The organism is Micromonospora sp. NPDC000442, assembly GCF_042898635.1.
Classification (GTDB): domain Bacteria; phylum Actinomycetota; class Actinomycetes; order Mycobacteriales; family Micromonosporaceae; genus Micromonospora.
On sequence record NZ_JBIAYZ010000011.1, the window covers coordinates 1 to 16,079 of the forward strand.

At 70.3% G+C, this 16,079-nt stretch carries 17 protein-coding genes; 10 read left to right on the forward strand and 7 right to left on the reverse strand.

Going from position 1 to position 16,079, the window contains the following annotated elements; translation table 11 throughout:
• Window positions 1–464 precede the first annotated feature (464 nt).
• The 3 genes from ACFY2A_RS18810 to ACFY2A_RS18820 form a co-directional block, all read right to left on the reverse strand.
• A complete protein-coding gene (locus tag ACFY2A_RS18810) occupies window positions 465–1,949 on the reverse strand; it encodes a S1 family peptidase (protein WP_387173091.1) in 1,485 nt (494 codons plus the stop codon).
• Window positions 1,950–2,225: 276 nt separating this feature from the next.
• Window positions 2,226–2,873, reverse strand: coding sequence for a class I SAM-dependent methyltransferase (locus ACFY2A_RS18815; protein WP_387173093.1), 648 nt, complete (start codon window positions 2,871–2,873; stop codon window positions 2,226–2,228).
• Window positions 2,870–3,517, reverse strand: a complete 648-nt coding sequence (locus ACFY2A_RS18820) for a TetR/AcrR family transcriptional regulator (RefSeq protein ID WP_387173095.1) — start codon at window positions 3,515–3,517, stop codon at window positions 2,870–2,872. The genes ACFY2A_RS18815 and ACFY2A_RS18820 overlap by 4 nt, the downstream gene beginning before the upstream one ends.
• Before the next feature lie 298 nt (window positions 3,518–3,815).
• Between ACFY2A_RS18820 and ACFY2A_RS18825 the strand changes: the two genes are divergently transcribed.
• The 3 genes from ACFY2A_RS18825 (at window position 3,816) to ACFY2A_RS18835 (ending at window position 6,214) form a co-directional block, all read left to right on the forward strand.
• Window positions 3,816–4,589, forward strand: coding sequence for a hypothetical protein (locus ACFY2A_RS18825; RefSeq protein ID WP_387173097.1), 774 nt, complete (start codon window positions 3,816–3,818; stop codon window positions 4,587–4,589).
• A 173-nt stretch (window positions 4,590–4,762) separates the two neighbouring features.
• Complete coding sequence (locus ACFY2A_RS18830) at window positions 4,763–5,473, forward strand: VOC family protein (RefSeq protein ID WP_387173099.1); 711 nt, start codon at window positions 4,763–4,765, stop codon at window positions 5,471–5,473.
• Window positions 5,474–5,563: 90 nt separating this feature from the next.
• Complete coding sequence (locus ACFY2A_RS18835) at window positions 5,564–6,214, forward strand: nucleotidyltransferase domain-containing protein (RefSeq protein ID WP_387173101.1); 651 nt, start codon at window positions 5,564–5,566, stop codon at window positions 6,212–6,214.
• Window positions 6,215–6,250: 36 nt separating this feature from the next.
• Here ACFY2A_RS18835 and map read toward each other — a convergent pair whose 3' ends face one another.
• Window positions 6,251–7,069, reverse strand: coding sequence for a type I methionyl aminopeptidase (map, locus tag ACFY2A_RS18840; RefSeq protein WP_387173103.1), 819 nt, complete (start codon window positions 7,067–7,069; stop codon window positions 6,251–6,253).
• A 75-nt stretch (window positions 7,070–7,144) separates the two neighbouring features.
• Between map and ACFY2A_RS18845 the strand changes: the two genes are divergently transcribed.
• A complete protein-coding gene (locus ACFY2A_RS18845; RefSeq protein ID WP_363925005.1) occupies window positions 7,145–7,411 on the forward strand; it encodes a helix-turn-helix transcriptional regulator in 267 nt (88 codons plus the stop codon).
• 25 nt (window positions 7,412–7,436) lie between these two features.
• On the forward strand, window positions 7,437–7,937 hold the full coding sequence (locus tag ACFY2A_RS18850; protein ID WP_387173106.1) for a hypothetical protein: 501 nt from the start codon (window positions 7,437–7,439) through the stop codon (window positions 7,935–7,937).
• A gap of 85 nt (window positions 7,938–8,022) precedes the next feature.
• Here the strand turns inward: ACFY2A_RS18850 and ACFY2A_RS18855 are convergent, their stop codons facing one another.
• A complete protein-coding gene (locus ACFY2A_RS18855) occupies window positions 8,023–8,442 on the reverse strand; it encodes a DUF4259 domain-containing protein (RefSeq protein WP_363925007.1) in 420 nt (139 codons plus the stop codon).
• Window positions 8,443–8,565: 123 nt separating this feature from the next.
• Here ACFY2A_RS18855 and ACFY2A_RS18860 point away from each other — a divergent pair, with 123 nt between their 5' ends.
• Window positions 8,566–9,279 (forward strand): DNA alkylation repair protein, encoded by a 714-nt coding sequence (locus ACFY2A_RS18860; protein ID WP_387173108.1) that lies wholly within the window; start codon window positions 8,566–8,568, stop codon window positions 9,277–9,279.
• Window positions 9,280–9,530: 251 nt separating this feature from the next.
• On the forward strand, window positions 9,531–10,355 hold the full coding sequence (locus tag ACFY2A_RS18865) for an SAM-dependent methyltransferase (RefSeq protein ID WP_387173110.1): 825 nt from the start codon (window positions 9,531–9,533) through the stop codon (window positions 10,353–10,355).
• A gap of 31 nt (window positions 10,356–10,386) precedes the next feature.
• Here ACFY2A_RS18865 and ACFY2A_RS18870 read toward each other — a convergent pair whose 3' ends face one another.
• Complete coding sequence (locus ACFY2A_RS18870) at window positions 10,387–10,908, reverse strand: hypothetical protein (RefSeq protein ID WP_387173112.1); 522 nt, start codon at window positions 10,906–10,908, stop codon at window positions 10,387–10,389.
• Window positions 10,909–11,146: 238 nt separating this feature from the next.
• On the opposite strand from ACFY2A_RS18870, the gene ACFY2A_RS18875 reads away from it, so the two are divergent.
• Genes ACFY2A_RS18875 through katG form a run of 3 tightly spaced genes read left to right on the forward strand, consistent with a single transcriptional unit; the run spans window position 11,147 to window position 15,742 of the window.
• Window positions 11,147–12,964: a serine/threonine-protein kinase gene (locus ACFY2A_RS18875; RefSeq protein ID WP_387173114.1), complete on the forward strand. Its 1,818-nt coding sequence runs from the start codon at window positions 11,147–11,149 to the stop codon at window positions 12,962–12,964.
• 49 nt (window positions 12,965–13,013) lie between these two features.
• Window positions 13,014–13,469, forward strand: a complete 456-nt coding sequence (locus ACFY2A_RS18880) for a Fur family transcriptional regulator (RefSeq protein ID WP_093407101.1) — start codon at window positions 13,014–13,016, stop codon at window positions 13,467–13,469.
• The gene (gene katG / locus ACFY2A_RS18885; RefSeq protein ID WP_387173117.1) at window positions 13,466–15,742 is read left to right on the forward strand and encodes a catalase/peroxidase HPI; all 2,277 of its coding nucleotides are present in this window, start codon (window positions 13,466–13,468) and stop codon (window positions 15,740–15,742) included. Before ACFY2A_RS18880 ends, katG begins: the two co-directional genes overlap by 4 nt.
• Before the next feature lie 202 nt (window positions 15,743–15,944).
• On the opposite strand, the gene ACFY2A_RS18890 is transcribed toward katG, so the two are convergent.
• Window positions 15,945–16,073: a hypothetical protein gene (locus tag ACFY2A_RS18890; protein ID WP_387173119.1), complete on the reverse strand. Its 129-nt coding sequence runs from the start codon at window positions 16,071–16,073 to the stop codon at window positions 15,945–15,947.
• Window positions 16,074–16,079 lie beyond the last annotated feature (6 nt).

Sequence of the window (16,079 nt, forward strand, 5' to 3'; positions counted from 1 at the left end):
ACCATCGACCCCTGCAACCTGCAACTGCTCTACCAAGGCCGCTCCCCCAACTCCGGCGGCGACTACGGCCTCCTGCCCTACCGCCCAGGAGTACTGACCCTGCAACGCTGACCGACTCTGGGGATTGGTCCGGACCCGACATGGTGTCCGGACCAATTCTCGTCCTGCCGGCTTTGACCTGGACCGGTGTCGCCGGGCATCGCGATCTGCGCCGCGCCTGCCCTCCGGCCCGCCATCAGAAGTCCGCCCAGTCCGGTCACGAACGCCGGGACCGTCGGAGGCCCGTCCCGATCGCGCGGCCAGCCGGATTTCGGTACGCCTCCGGCGTGTCCGCCGGCTGCTGGTCGAACAGAACCAGAGCACGCGCCGCGGGTGTCGGATCAGGGCCTCGACCGGTCACCGGTGGGCACGCCAAGCGGCGGGGTGCGGATCGATCCGCACCCCGCCGCCGGGTCGTCGAAGGGTCAGGGGTTGGTGATGCCCAGCGAGTAGCTGCCGGAGCCGCTGTACGCGTGCACCTCGAAGCGGTAGTAGCCCGCCGTGCCGTTGTAGGTCAGCGACTCATCCGGCCCGGCGCTGTAGGAGCCGGCCACGTCGACCCAGGCCGATCCGCTCCACTTCTGCAGGTAGAGGTCGAAGTCCACGCCGGTCGGTCCGTCCAGGCAGCCGCGGTGGGTGCCCGAGGTGGACGAGTAGTAGTAGCTGCCGTTCGGCTGGTACCGACTCTGGCCGGAGGAGATGCTGCCGGTGTAGGTCGACTCGTAGCCGCTGCACCCGGTGGGCGGCGGCGGTTCGTTGCCGCCGCCACTGGTGCGCAGCGTCAGGCCGTACGCCGAGAGGATCTCGTTGACCGGCTGGAAGTAGGTGGTCCCGCCGGAGGAGCAGTTGCCGGAGCCGCCCGAGGTCACACCCTGGGCCTGCTGGCCGGACAGCCACGAACCGCCCGAGTCGCCCGGCTCGGCGCAGGCGTTGGTGCGGGTCAGCCCGCTTACCGAGCCCTCGGCGTAGTTGACGGTCTGGTTCTTGGCCTGGATGGTGCCGCACCGCCAGCCGGTGGTCGAGCCGGAGCGGCAGACCGCCGCACCGACGGCGGCTTCGGTGGAACCGGCCACCGTCACGTTGCCACCGGAGTAGTTGTTGACCCACGGCTGCGGCGTCCAGTTCGAGTTGGTCTGGACCCAGCCGTAGTCGTTGCCCGGGAACGACGAGCCGCGGAAGGTGCCCTGGGCCACCTGGTTGTAGCCCTGCGTGGCGGTGCCGGTGCGGCCGCAGTGCCCGGCGGTGACGAAGCCACCGGTCACCGAGAACCCGACCGAGCAGCGCCCGCCCATGTAGTAGGCGTCGCCGCCACGGACGTCGTAGAGCACTCGGGGAGCCTCGGTGGTGCTGACCACCCGGACCGCGGTGGCGTCGACGCGGCTCGTGCGGACGAACTCCGCAGCCGTAGCGGTGTTCCCGCTGGCGAGGACCACGACGGTGTTGGTCGTGACGTCGACGTACCAGCCGGGAACCGCGCCGGCCGGCGCCTTGGCGGCGTGCCGGTCCAGGGTCGCCTTGATCCGGTCCAGCTCGGCGCCGCTGCGCTCGACGATCGTCGCCCGCGCACCGGCGGCCTTGACCCGGTTGGCTGCGGCCTTTCCGGTGACGGCGACGACCAGGCCGTCGGCGGTCATCCAGCCACCGGCGTACGACGATCCCAGGGACCGGCGCAGGCTGGCGTCCGTCCTGGTTCCCTTGTCGTCCCGGGCGATCCGGGTGCGCGCCTCGGTCGGGCTCAGGTCCAGGTCACGCTGCATCGCGGCGAGCATCTCCGACGATGCGGCCGCCACGGTGGCGGTGGCGGTGTCGGGGGTGGGCAGCGGGGCCGCTGCGGCGGGGGTTACCGCGACGGCGATGGCACCGACGGGCAGCAGGATCGCTGCTGCCGCGAGGGTGAAGACTCGTCTCATCTAGTTGCCTCCTGTGGAAACGGCGGCGCGGATCGGGGGTGCGCCGCGATCGGGGCGGGGTTGTCCCGCCGCGCTCCGCCCTCGGGGTTTGGGCGACGGTGCTGCGGGTGTCGCAGCCCGTTGACCTGGCCGGTGCCGCTGCCGGGCGCCTCGGTGGGGCGCCAGCCGGATCAGATGGGCCACCGCCAACCTAACCGGAATCCATAGGATTTGATCTATATCAGTTAACTCATATTAAGGCGAGTAATGCTCGACTCTCTGGCGGACGCCGGCTACTCAGTCGGACCTCACCGCGTGTACGCGTTCGACGGTGCCGGCCTTCGACCGCTCGGCCTCGACGATCGTGAACCCTGCCGCCCGTACCAGTGGCAGCTGGCGGCGGGTGAAGTGCTCGCCGGCCGCGCGTATGGTGAGCCGTTCAAGTAGCCACTGCGCGGCGCGAACCGCTGGCCACGTACTACCGATGTGATCCAACAGGAGCAGCCGGCCGCCGGGCACGAGGACGCGTTTCATGTCGTCGATCGCCCGCGCCGGGTGCGGGATGCTGCAGAGTGAGAGGGCGCAGACGACGGTGTCGAACGATGCGGGTGCGAAGGGCAACTCCTCCGCGTCGCCCTCGCGCAGGTCGACCGCGCGGCCGAGGTCTGCGGCACGCCGCCGCGCGATGTCCAGCATCGCCGGGCTCAGATCGACGCCCACCACCGTCGCGTCCTGGGGGTAGTACGGCAGGTTCCGACCGGTGCCGATGGCGACCTCCAGCACCCGCCCACGCGCGCGGGCACCCAGCCATTCGCGGCCACCAGCGAACTGGACCCGCTCGAAGAACGCGATCTGCTTGTCGTAGCTGGGTGCGGACCTGTCCCACACCCGCCGCTGCCTGGCCGTCGGCGTCTCGGCAATATTCCTCTTGGCGGGGCTGTTCATGATGATGGTCCTACCTGCTCGGCGGGATGGGGAAGGGCGCAGTCCACATCGGAGTTAGCCGCCGCATCGATCACCCCCATGACCGCCTTGCGGACTCGGGTGGCAGCTCTCGCGGGATCGGGCTGACCGGCGTCGAGCCAGGCGATGATGGCCTCGATGGCCACCACCGGTGCAAGCTGGGCAGCCCAGCCCGCCAGTGCCTCGTCCGGTACGACCGCCGAGATCTGCGGGTACGCGGCAGCGGTGATGTCGGAGTGGAACTTCTCGATGCGTTCGTTGAACTCTGGCTCGCGTAGGGCGTGCTGAAACAGCAGTCGGAATCCGGCGGGGCACTCGACCGCTGCCCGGATGAGGCCGTCGATGCTGGCGTCGCTGAACCCACCGACCGGCTCGTCGACGTGAGCCTCCAGCCGGGCGCACATCTGGTCAAGGACCGCCTGGTAAAGATCGGTCTTGGAGTCGAAATGCCGGTAGAGGATCACTCGCGTGATCCCGGCCTCGGTGGCGATCTCGTCCAAGCCGGTGGCCGCGAACCCGTTGCGCGCGAACGCCTCGGTCGCGGCGGCCAGGATCTGCTCGCGGCGCTGAGCGCGAGGCAGGCGGCCTACCCGCTCTGGTTGTTCACCGGCCACCTCGACCTCCACCGTTGTTGATGCTCGCGTGTACGTAAGCGCGTGTCTACTCGAAAGTACACAACGTGGCGGTGGCCGGTCGTGCCGGCTCCTGTTTGGCGGCGGCGCGCGAAGAAATTCAGCATCTGCTATATATGGGAACGCTTCCAAGCGTGACGCGGTGGGGGCGAGGTGGATCGGGGCTTTCGCGCCAACCCGGGCTGCCAGGTCTTCCGCCGCTGCCCGCAGCCCTTGGAACGTCACCTGTCCGGCGTCGGACGCCGTAGCCCTGCCACGTCGCCGTGGTGGGAATCAGCTCCTGGAGGAGAACATGCGCAGCCTTCTTGCCACGTTGACCGCCCTGATGGTCGGCGTCACGGTCGGCAGTGTCCCGTCCGACGCCGCGGGTGCCTCCCACCGAGGCTCCTGCGCCCGGCACATGCTCTTCTGCGAGGACTTCGAGCGCCTGCCGCCTGGCGGCGCCAGCACCCTGGACTGGGGCATCGACACACGCAACGGCACGCTCACTGTGGAACGTGCCCGCCGTGGCAACCAGGTGTTGCACATCCACACGGTCGACAACGGCCGTGCCTTCCTGCGCGTCGACGATTTCGCCGCGCCCGGCAATCGCTTCTACGGCCGGATGCGGCTGCGCGTCGACGCCTTCCCCACCGGCCCCGACTGGGCGCACTTCACCCTCGTGGAGGCGACCGGCACCGGCAGTTCGGAGATCGTCCGTCCGATCGGCGGGCAGTACGCACCCACGGTCCCCGGAATCTTCTGGGGGGTCGGCGCCGACGGTGGGCCGACCGGCGACTGGACCAACTGGCGCGAGTCCGCCCCGGTCGTCGAGGACACCTGGCAGTGCTTCGAGTGGCAGCTCGACCCTGCGGACAACCGCGTCGCGGTGTGGATCGACGGGGTGGCGAACCCGGAGCTGACCGCCTCCACCACCGAACACGGCGGCAACGACGTGCCGTTCATCCTGCCGACGGTGAACACCGTGAAGATCGGTTGGCAGCTCTACCAGGGTGGCACGACCCCCGGCGAGTTCGACCTCTGGATCGACGACATCGCCCTGTCCACCAGGCGTCTCGGCTGCTGACCCGTAGGGCGGGTGAAAGCGTGGTACTGGCCAGCGGATTTTCATCGCCGCTGGCGATCGCGCAGGCTCGCCGAATATTCGGCTGTGCCCGGCACCACGCTTTCCTACGCTGCACCCGGACGGGCGACGATGGCGCGCTGGCGAGTGCGGTCAGCCGACGATCGGGGGATGCAGTGACGTGTCAGCTGACAGCGGTCTGTTTCGATGCGAGCGGGCCGCTGCGGCTGGCGCAGTTCTGGGCCGGGCTGCTCGGCCGGGAGGTCGTCCACGACGCCGGCGGCGCGTTTCTCCCGGGCACGGACACGCAGCTCGGCCTCCGGTTCGTGGCGAGTCGCGCGGAGCGGGTGGGGGAGAACCGCTTGCACCTGCATCTCACCAGCGCCAGCCTGGCCGACCAGCAGCAGACGGTGGCCAGGGCGCTCGCCCTCGGCGCCGGCCACATCGACCTCGGGCAGCGCCCGGAGGAGGGGCACATCGTGCTGGCCGACCCCGAAGGTAACGAGTTCTGCGTCATCGAGCCGGGCAACAAGTTCCTCGCCGGTTGCGGACTTCTCGGTGAGATCGCCTGCGACGGCACCCGGGAGGTCGGCCTGTTCTGGAGTACGGCGCTGCGTTGGCCGCTCGTGTGGGATCAGGACCAGGAGACCGCCGTGCAGTCACCGCGTGGCGGCACGAAGGTCGCCTGGGGTGGTCCGCCCGTGGCACCGAAGCAGGGAAGGAACCGGCAGCGCTTCGACCTTGCTCCACCCGCCCACGGTGATCAGCGGTCGGAGGTCGACCGGCTGGTGTCCCTCGGCGCCACGCGGCTCGAGGTCGGCGAGGACGGCACGGTCATGCTGACCGATCCCGACGGCAACGAGTTCGGTGTGCTGACGCCCCGATAACCCACCGGGCGGGCGTCGACCGGTTCCTGCCGGCCCAGGCCGCACGGCTGCGGACGGTGGGTCGAATGTCGACAGGGATATCGTCGGTGAGTGGCAGGCCAACTACCGGACGGCGGCGTCGAGGTGTCACTCGACGAGATCGAGGCCCGCTGGGCCGCCTGCTGGACACCGCAAGAGGTAGCACGGCGCCTGGCCGGGACCGCCGTGCCCTGGTACGTCGCGGGCGGCTGGGCCCTGGACCTGTTCCGTGGCGAGCAGACCCGCGAGCACCACGACATCGAGATCGGTGTGCCAGGCGGCGGGTTCCCGGGCATCCGCGAACACTTTGCCGACTTCACCTTCGACGCCGTAGGTGCGGGGCGGATCTGGGAAGCGGCGACGCCGCAGGTGCTCAGCGCCACCCGACAGACGTGGCTGCGCGAGCCGGCAACGGGACGTTACCTGCTTGACGTCATGCGTGAGCCACACGACGGCGAGGTGTGGATCTGCCGGCGAGACGCGACGATCCGGCTGCCCTATCCCGAGATCATCCGGCGCGGCCCGGACCGGATTCCGTACCTGCGCCCTGAGCTGGTCCTCCTCTTCAAGGCCAAGCACGTACGCGCCAAGGATCAGGCGGACTTCGACGGTGTCGTTTCACTGCTGACCCGTACCCAACGCGACACGCTGACCCGGCTGCTGGGGCGGGTACATCCGGGACATGCCTGGCTGGCGGCCCTGCGGGTGGGCGACAGCCGGTGAGACGGCGGTCCGGCCGACCGCACCGGGTTGCGCCGGTCAGGAGTGGGAGGCGGACTTCTCGGCGGGATCGGCGGGGCCGGCGCCGTGGGCGGGACGGCGGGTCAGGACCCGGGGGCCGGAGTCCGTGACGGCGACCGTGTGCTCCGAATGGGCGGTGCGGGAACCGTCGGCCGACCGGATCGTCCAGCCGTCCGTGTCGTACCTGATTTTGTCGGTGGACCGGCAGAGCCAGGGCTCGATGGCGATGGTCAGGCCGGGGTCGAGTTTCAGGCCGCGACGGGGGCGGCCGCTGTTGGCCACGTGCGGGGCCTCGTGCATGGTGCGACCGATGCCGTGACCGCCGAACTCGGCGTTGACCCGGTAGCCGTAGGAGTGGGCGACCTCGCCGATCGCGGCGGAGACATCGCCCAGGCGGCCGCCGGGCTGGGCGGCCGTTATGGCGGCTTCCAGTGCGACCTCGGTGGCCTCGATCAGCCTCAGGTCGGCCGGGTCGGGGTTGCCGACGACGACGGAGAGCGCGGAGTCGGCGACCCAGCCGTCGATGCCGACCGCCATGTCGATGCTGAGCAGGTCGCCGTCCCGCAGGACGTAGTCGTGGGGGAGACCGTGCAGCACTGCGTCGTTGACCGACAGGCAGAGCACGTTGCGGAACGGACCACGGCCGAACGAGGGGGCGTAATCCCAGTAGCAGGACTCGGCACCGCGTTCGTTGATGCGGCGGCGCGCATGGTGCTCAAGGTCCATCAGGTTGACGCCGACCGCGGCGACACCGCTCAGCTCGGCCAACAACTCGCCGACGAACTGGCCGGTCACCGCCATCCGATCGATTTCCTCGGCCGACTTGAGCTCGATCATGAAGCCTCCCTCATCCCTGCGGTATTTTTATACCACGTCGCGCTGGGGCTGCTCGGGAGGGGATATCCTGCTGGCATGGTTCGCCAACCACTGACCGCCGAACAGATCGCCGCGGGCCAGCGCCTCGGAGCCGCCCTGCGGGCCGCCCGGGCCGGCCGCAGCCTCGTCGACGTGGCCCTGGCAGCCGGCATCTCCCCCGAGACGCTGCGCAAGATCGAGGCGGGCCGGCTACCCGCGCCGGCGTTCGGCACCGTGGTCTGCCTCAGCCAGGCCCTCGATGTCCCCCTCAGCGACCTGGCCGAGGTCTGGCGGGCCGACATGCCCGTCCGCCAGGCGTCCTAGGGTCCCTGCCGACCTTGTGCGTCAGTTGAATCCCCACCGCGCGGGACGGCCCGACGTACCCGTCATCTTCCTGGACCTCGACGGCGTACTGAATCCCTTCGCGGCACCGACCTGCCCTGACGGCTACCAGGAACGTGTCCTCTTCGACGGGGAAGACCCGCAGCGCTACTGCGTGGCGCATGCCGACTGGATCCGGGAACTGGCCGTCGCCGGGGAGCTGTGGTGGGCGACGGGTTGGGGCGAGGACGCCAACGAGCTCTACCTGCCGCTGCTCGGCGTCGGGCCGCTGCCGGTGGTCGGCTTCCCACCGGTGCCGTTCGATCCTGAACTCAAGGTGCCGGCCGTGGATGCCGTGGCCGCCGATCGACCGGCAGCGTGGCTCGATGACAACCACACCGCCGTCGGCCGGCGGTGGGCCGCTGCCCGTTCGGTACCGACCTTGCTCGTGTCGATCGATCCCGCGATCGGTTGGACCCGCGCGGACGTCGAGCGCGTGCTCACCTGGGTGGCATCCCTGCCCAGGTGAGCACGGATCGCACGGATTCCCGAGAGGCCCCCGTCCTACCTCATCGAGCCGTGATCCGGTCGACCGCAGACCCACCCGTCCCGGATCAGGCCGTCAGTGTCCGGCGCAGCTCACGGACGGTGTCGAAGGCCCGGTTGTCGTCATCGGCGAATGCCTCCTGCCACAGGTCGTGCCATTCGGAATTCGCGGACATGATCCGGTCGAGCGCGCTCGCGGCCAGCGCGGGCAGGTCGGCGGGCAGGTCGAGTCGGCCGCCGTCGCGGAGGACCTCCGGCGCGTACGGTGAGCTGATGGGTTGCCCACCGGGCAGGTGCGCGGCCACGATCGCGGCTGCGGCAATTGCCTCGCAGGCGATGTCGGCGTCGAGGTAGTCCTGCTCGACGGCGGCCTCGTTCAGGGCCTTGCGGACCAGCGCCGGACGCTGGGTGGCGTCGGCCTTATCGAGGTCGCCACACCAGTCGGCGGCGGTGTCGTTGTCGAACGGTCCGCTGTCCCAGGCACCCATGAAACCTCCCACGATCGGTTGCGCGGCATTCTGGCACCGCCCACCGACAGGCTTCGACACCCGCGATCCGGCACACGGACGCGGGCAGTCAGTCACCCACGGTGCACTTCGTCGTACGCTTCCGTGGCGAGTGACGAACAGGGGGTCGAGGTGGCCGAGACGACGTTGACCGGGACGACGGTGGCGCAGGTGATGGCGAAGCTGGCCGAGCTTGCGGACCCGAGGACGCGCGAGGTGAACGAGAGGCACGGTGACGATCACGGTGTGAACCTCAGCAAGCTGCGCGCCCTCGCGAAGCGGCTGAAGACGCAGCAGGACCTCGCGTGGCAGCTGTGGCAGACGGGCGACACCGCGGCGCGACTCCTGGCGATCCTGATCTGCCGTCCGAAGGCGTTCGAGCGCGGCCAGTTGGACACCATGCTGCGCCAGGCGCGGCGACCCAAGGTGCACGACTGGCTGGTGAACTACGTGGTGCGGAAGAGCCCGCACTGCGAGGAGCTGCGCCGTACGTGGTTCGTCGATCCGGATCCCGTGGTGGCCAGCGCCGGCTGGGCGTTGACCACCGACCGGGTGGCCGCGAAGCCTGAGGAGCTTGACCTCACCGGGCTGCTCGACGTCATCGAGGCGGAGATGAAGGACGCGCCGGACCGTCTGCAGTGGGCGATGAACCACTGCCTGGCGCAGATCGGGATTGCGCACGCCGAGCACCGTGCCCGCGCGATCGACATCGGGGAGCGTCTGGGAGTGCTCCAGGACTATCCGACCTCTCCGGGCTGTACCTCCCCGTACGCGCCCACCTGGATCGCCGAGATGGTGCGCCGACAGCACGGTAGGTGACCAGATCCGCACCATGCGTCGGTCGCCGGATGTTCGGCACACCGTGGTGCAGGTCAAGGCTGAGGTGGACCGGCGTGAGCGTGCCGGCAGACAGACCACTTAGGATGGTCGGCGGTGTCTGCCGCAGAATGTCGATCACGGTGCGGCGGCGACGCCGACCGAACACGCTTGGGCGCTTGGCTACACTCGGTCCGGCGCTCGGCCCGAGCGGTTCGACCGACTGTGATCCGGTGTGGACGAGGAGACGAACTGTGGCGAATGAAGAGGTGGCACCGTCCGGGGTCGACATGAGCGTGCCGAGCATCGCGCGGGTGTACGACTTCATGCTCGGCGGCAAGGACAACCTCGCGGTGGACCGCGCCGTCGCCGAGCACGCGCTCAGGATCACGCCGGACGGCCCGCAGGCGGGCCAGGCGAATCGGGCCTTCCTGCGTCGGGCGGTGCGCTTCCTCACCGAGCAGGGCATCGGCCAGTTCCTCGATCTCGGTTCCGGTCTGCCCACTCAGGGCAATGTGCACCAGGTGGCCCTGCGCCACGATCCGCAGGCACGGGTGGTCTACGTCGACAACGATCCGATCGTGCTGGCGCACGGTCGGGCGCTGCTGGCCGACGCCGGAACCGCGACGGTGGTCCAGGCCGATATCCGGTCGCCGGAGGCCATCCTGGAACACCCGGAGGTCCGCCGGTTCCTGGACTTCGACCGCCCCGTCGGGCTGTTGCTCTTCGCGATTCTGCACCACCTCACGGACGACGAGGACCCGAAGGCGGTGGCGGCGAGGCTGATCGACGCCCTGCCGTCGGGCAGCTACGTCGCGATCTCCCACTTCCGTGATCCCGGGGACCGGCACCCGGATGCCTCCCGGAAGGCGCGTGAGGTCGAGCGCATCTTCAACGAGTCCCTCGGCACCGGTCGTTGGCGTACCGACGAGGAGATCCTCTCCTTCGCCGAGGGCCTGGAGGTGCTGGAACCGGGCCTGGTGCCGGTGGCCGCGTGGCGACCGGACCCGGAGGAGACCGCACCGGAGCAGAGCGACACCTACCACACCTTCGTCGGGTTGGTCGCCCGCAAGCCGTAGTACCGCGGCGCGGCCGCCTGCGCGGATCCCGTCACCGCCACACGGTAACCTGACTGGCTACCAGTGCCTTCTGTCCTTCGAACGGGCGGTAGGCCGCCGGGTCGGTCAGGTCGTGGCGGGCCGCGAGGCTGCGGTACGAGAAGCGGACCACGGTCCCTTCCACGCTGAGCAACTGCGGCGGGGCCGCCTCCACCGCCTGGCGGGTCAGCACGAGCAGGGTTCCTTCGGTCAGGTCGATGTCTCGTACGACGATCGCGCGCTCGTCGATGATCCGGTCCACCGCCGCGGTCACGGTCAGCGCGGCACCGACCTCGACCCGCGCCAGAGTGTCCGGCGGGCTGGTGCCGGTGGACGGAGGTGGCGGTTCCGCCACCGGCTCGCGGGCGCAGCCGGTGACGGCCAGTACGGCCGCCAGCGCGGTGGCGACCGCCGCGTGCCGGACGCCGTGCGGAACGGCACCTCCTCGGCCGCCCCGCACGACCGGATGGACTGCGAGGTCGCCGGCAGCGCGCACACGTCGCGTGGTCCAGCGGGCAAGAGGTCGGTTGCGCATGTCGTCGCCTCCTCGAAACAGGGCCTTTTCCCAGAGATGCCCTGCGGGATGACGAGTGCCGCGCGAACGTGTGACGGTCGCGTGACATCACGAATCGAGGCTTACCAACTGGTTGACCAGGGGTTTTCCCGCCTCCGGCCGGGGGTAGCGCGATAGTCGACCAGGGCGGTGACCGGACGCGATCCGCCGACGGGACACCCCGCCGGGGGTGCGCGACCGGAGCGGGAGGTTGTGGCTCGTGCGTTGTCTGCAGCGGCGTTACCGGCTCGACGAACCGGTCGGCCGGGGCGGCATGGCCACCGTCTGGCGCGGCTACGATCTGCGGTTGCAGCGTACCGTCGCGGTGAAGCTGCTGTCGGCACCGCTGCTGGGCGACCCTGCGGCCCGCGACCGCATCCGCCGCGAGGCGCTGGCCGCCGCCCGGCTGGACCACCCTGGCGTCGCCCGGGTCTACGACTACGGCGAGCAACGGCACCTGACCCGCACACCCACCCCGTTCCTGGTGATGGAGTTCGTCGCCGGATCGACGTTGGCCGCCCGTCTCCGTGCCGCTGGCCCGCTGCCTGCAGACGAGGCGCTGCGGATCGGTCAGCAGGTGGCGGCGGCACTCGCCGCCGCGCACGAGCAGGACATCGTGCACCGGGACGTCAAGCCCGGCAACATCATGCTCACCGACAGCGGCGTGAAGGTGGTCGACTTCGGTATCGCGGCCGGCGCGGGTGACGACCCGGCGGAGCCGGACGGGCAGGTGTGGGGCACCCCGAGCTATCTGCCGCCGGAGTTGACCGCCGGAGCGGAGGCGGTACCGGCGGGTGACCTGTTCGCCCTCGGCGTCGTCCTCGCCGAGTGCCTCACCGGTCAGGCTCCCCAGCGGTCCCCGCACGAACCGGTGTCCGTCCCCAGCGTCGAGGGGCTGTCCGCCTCCCACGCGTACCTGATCGGTCGGTGCCTGGCGACCGATCCGGATCGGCGTCCCGGCGCGGCCGAACTCGCCGAGGCACTGGCCGGAGTGACCGTGACCCTGCGGCCGGCACCGGGTTCCGCGCCCACCCCGGTCGCCGCACCCACCCGGGTGGTCGCCGGCCCCACCAGGCCGGCCGATGGACGGGCCGGCCGGTCGGCGGTCGCCGGGCGGCGTCGCGGGCTGCTGTTCGCCGCGTCTGCCGCAGCGGCGGCAGCGCTGGCCGGGATCCTGCCGGGACTGGTCACCGCCAACGAGGGCTCGGCCGATCCGCAGGCCACCGAGGCCGGCTGCGCCGTGCAGTACCGGGCCCAGCAGGCGGCCGACGGTCACTTCATGGCGCAGATCAGCGTGACGGGGACCGGGCAACCCTCAGCCGGGCAACCGGCGCTGACCTTCACCCTGCCGGCCAGCCAACACCTCCTCGACGTGCGGGGCGCTGCCTGGATGCACGACGAGCAGCGGGTGACCCTGCGGCTGGCCGAGCCGTCGGAACCGGGCACGGGCGTGACGGCGACCCTGCACGGCCGCGTCGAATCCGGCGGGCACGAGACACCGGAGCGGTTCAGCCTGGCGGGTGTCGCCTGCGAGCATGCCGACACGCACGTACGGACATCGGTCCTGGCCTCCGCGTCGGCCGAGCCGTCGGCGTCGACGGAGGGGCCCTCCCGGGGCCGGTCGGGTACGCCCGACGGGGACCACCTGTCGCCGAGCGGCGGCGGGGGCGGATCGGGTCGACCCGACGTCCAGCCGTCCGGCGCACCATCGGCGACGCCGTCGGGTACGCCGACCAGCTCGACGCCGACCGCGTCCGGTCCGTCGGACTCGCCGAGCCCGTCGACCACCACCAGCCCCACGTCCAGCCCGTCGGCGACCACCAGCCCAACGCCCAGCCCGTCGGCGACGTCGAGTCCGGCGACGACCTCGCGCCCACCGACCCCGTCCCCGCCGCCGGGCCCGACCTCACCGCCGGCTACGGACCCACCCGAAACCGCAGCTCCGACCCCCGAACAGACATCTCCCACCGCCTCGGTGACCTCCGCCACGTCAGCGCCTGCGGACGAGGGCGGGGACACCGGCGACACGAACACCTGATCCCGCGAAAACTTGATTCATTCCAGAAGAGTCGAGTAGGTTCGTGGGCATGACGGCCGACTTCGAGGCGCAGCTGCGGGCGGTCTCGTTGCGCGTGACCCGACCCCGGTTGGCGGTGCTCGCGGCGCTTCGCGACCACCCGCACGTCGACACCGACACCGTGATCCGGCTGGTCCGTGCCGATCATCCCACCGTGTCCCACCAGGCGATCTACGATGTGCTGCGGGCACTCACCGACGCCGGTCTGGTCCGGCGCATCCAGCCCACCGGAGCGATCGCCCGCTACGAGTCCCGGGTGGGGGACAACCACCATCATGTCGTCTGCCGCTCCTGCGGCGTGATCGCCGACGTGGACTGCGCCGTCGGCTACGCCCCCTGTCTCACCGCCTCCGACGACCACGGATTCGTGGTCGACGAGGCGGAGGTCGTCTACTGGGGCACCTGCCCCGACTGCGCGACCGCACGCACCACCAGTGAACCGCCAGGTCGGAAGGAAGCACATTGAGCAACGCAGAGCACGACGCCCCGTCCAGCGCCCAGGGCGTGGACTCCAAGGCGGCGGCCGGCTGCCCGGTCGCGCACGACTCCGTGACCGCCCACGGCAGCGAGAGCGAGAACCCGGCGATCGACTCGCCGACGCCGAAGACCGGCGGTCGTCCGCGTACGAACCGGGACTGGTGGCCCAACCAGCTCGACCTCTCGGTGCTGCACGCCCACTCGTCGAAGGGCAACCCGCTGGGGGAGGACTTCAGCTACGCCAAGGAGTTCGCCAAGCTCGACGTCGAGGCGCTCAAGCGGGACATCGTCGAGGTCCTCACCACCTCGCAGGACTGGTGGCCGGCCGACTTCGGTCACTACGGCGGCCTCATGATCCGGATGAGCTGGCACGCCGCGGGCACCTACCGCATCGAGGATGGGCGCGGTGGCGCCGGTGACGGCGGGCAGCGCTTCGCTCCGCTCAACAGCTGGCCGGACAACGCCAACCTGGACAAGGCACGCCGCCTGCTGTGGCCGGTGAAGCAGAAGTACGGCCAGCAGATCTCCTGGGCCGACCTGCTCGTGCTCGCCGGCAACGTGGCTCTGGAGTCGATGGGCTTCAAGACCTTCGGGTTCGGCTTCGGCCGCGAGGACGTCTGGGAGCCCGAGGAGATCTTCTGGGGTCCGGAGGACACCTGGCTGGGTGACGAGCGCTACGTCTCCGAGAAGGACATGTCGCAGGGCGTCGGCGCGACCGAGATGGGCCTGATCTACGTCAACCCCGAGGGCCCGCGCGGCAACGCCGACCCGCTCGCGGCGGCGCACTTCATCCGGGAGACCTTCGCCCGGATGGCGATGAACGACGAGGAGACCGTCGCGCTGATCGCCGGTGGCCATACCTTCGGCAAGACCCACGGTGCCGGTGTCGCCGACGACCACGTGGGCCCGGAGCCCGAGGGCGCGCCGCTGGAGGCGCAGGGCCTGGGCTGGCTGAGCACGTACGGCAGCGGCAAGGGCGCCGACACCATCACCAGCGGCCTCGAGGTCACCTGGACCGACCGGCCGACGCAGTGGAGCAACCGCTTCTTCGAGATCCTCTTCGGCTACGAGTGGGAACTCACCACCAGCCCCGGCGGTGCCAAGCAGTGGGTCGCCAAGGACGCCGAGGCGATCATCCCGGACGCCCACGACCCGTCGAAGAAGCACAAGCCCACGATGCTCACGACCGACCTGTCGCTGCGCGTCGACCCGACGTACGAGAAGATCTCCCGTCGGTTCCTGGAGAACCCGGACGAGTTCGCCCTGGCCTTCGCCAAGGCGTGGTTCAAGCTGCTGCACCGCGACATGGGTCCAGTCAGCCGGTTCCTCGGACCGTGGGTGCCGGAGCCCCAGCTGTGGCAGGATCCGGTGCCGGCCGTCGACCACGAGCTGGTCGGTGAGGCCGACATCGCGGCGCTGAAGGCGAAGGTCCTGGAGTCCGGCCTCACCACCGCCCAGCTGGTCTCCACCGCCTGGGCCTCGGCCGCGAGCTTCCGGTACACCGACAAGCGCGGTGGTGCCAACGGTGCCCGGATCCGCCTCGAACCGCAGCGCAGCTGGGAGGTCAACCAGCCCGAGCAGCTCGCGACGGTGCTGAGCACCCTGGAGGGCATCCAGCGGGAGTTCAACTCGGCGGGCGGGGCCAAGATCTCCCTTGCCGATCTGATCGTGCTGGCCGGTTCGGCCGCCGTAGAGAAGGCCGCCCGGGACGCGGGTGTCGAGATCACCGTCCCGTTCCACCCGGGCCGCACCGACGCCAGCCAGGAGCAGACCGACATCGAGTCGTTCCGGGTCATGGAGCCGCGTGCCGACGGGTTCCGCAACTACCTGCGTGCTGGCGAGAAGACCCAGCCGGAGGTGCTGCTGATCGACCGGGCGTACATGCTCAACCTGACCGCGCCCGAGATGACCGTGCTCGTGGGTGGCCTGCGTTCCCTCGGTGCCAACGTCGGCGGCAGCCGGCACGGTGTGCTCACCGACCGGCCCGGCGTGCTCACCAACGACTTCTTCCGCAACCTGCTCTCCCCGGGCACCCGCTGGAAGGCGTCGGAGTCCGACGAGCACGTGTACGAGATCCGTGACGTGGCCACCGAGCAGGTGAAGTGGACCGCCACCGCGGTCGACCTCATCTTCGGCTCCAACTCCCAGCTCCGGGCGCTCGCCGAGGTCTACGCCAGCGACGACGCCCAGGCCAAGTTCGTGGCCGACTTCGTGGCGGCCTGGACCAAGGTGATGGAACTGGACCGCTTCGACCTCGCCTGATCCGACACCCACCCGACGAGCCCCGGGCGATCAGCAACGATCGACCGGGGCTCGTTGCTGCCACGGGACATCACGGCGGGTCGTCTCTATGCTACTAATTGGAGTGACGTTCGCCGCTCCGTCGACTGATCCGTCCCGCAGGCACCGGCATTGAGGGGAGTCACCCGTGGCCCATGCCGCACCCGTCGAGGCCCAGCAGGCGTCAACCGATCTCACTGTTCTTCTGCGCACCCCACTCCGTCAGCTCTCCACCGAGCAGGTCCGGCCCCTCGTACGCCGGATCGTCGAGGACCGCGACCGCGTCGAGGCGGTCGATGTGGCGGCGTTCCAATCGGCG

Coding starts and splice junctions, on each gene's coding strand:
- ACFY2A_RS18810 (WP_387173091.1), bottom strand. CDS start 1,949: ATGAGACGAGTCTTCACCCTCGCGGCAGCAGCGATCCTGCTGCCCGTC.
- ACFY2A_RS18815 (WP_387173093.1), bottom strand. CDS start 2,873: ATGAACAGCCCCGCCAAGAGGAATATTGCCGAGACGCCGACGGCCAGG.
- ACFY2A_RS18825 (WP_387173097.1), top strand. CDS start 3,816: ATGCGCAGCCTTCTTGCCACGTTGACCGCCCTGATGGTCGGCGTCACG.
- map (WP_387173103.1), bottom strand. CDS start 7,069: ATGATCGAGCTCAAGTCGGCCGAGGAAATCGATCGGATGGCGGTGACC.
- ACFY2A_RS18845 (WP_363925005.1), top strand. CDS start 7,145: ATGGTTCGCCAACCACTGACCGCCGAACAGATCGCCGCGGGCCAGCGC.
- ACFY2A_RS18855 (WP_363925007.1), bottom strand. CDS start 8,442: ATGGGTGCCTGGGACAGCGGACCGTTCGACAACGACACCGCCGCCGAC.
- ACFY2A_RS18870 (WP_387173112.1), bottom strand. CDS start 10,908: ATGCGCAACCGACCTCTTGCCCGCTGGACCACGCGACGTGTGCGCGCT.
- ACFY2A_RS18880 (WP_093407101.1), top strand. CDS start 13,014: ATGACGGCCGACTTCGAGGCGCAGCTGCGGGCGGTCTCGTTGCGCGTG.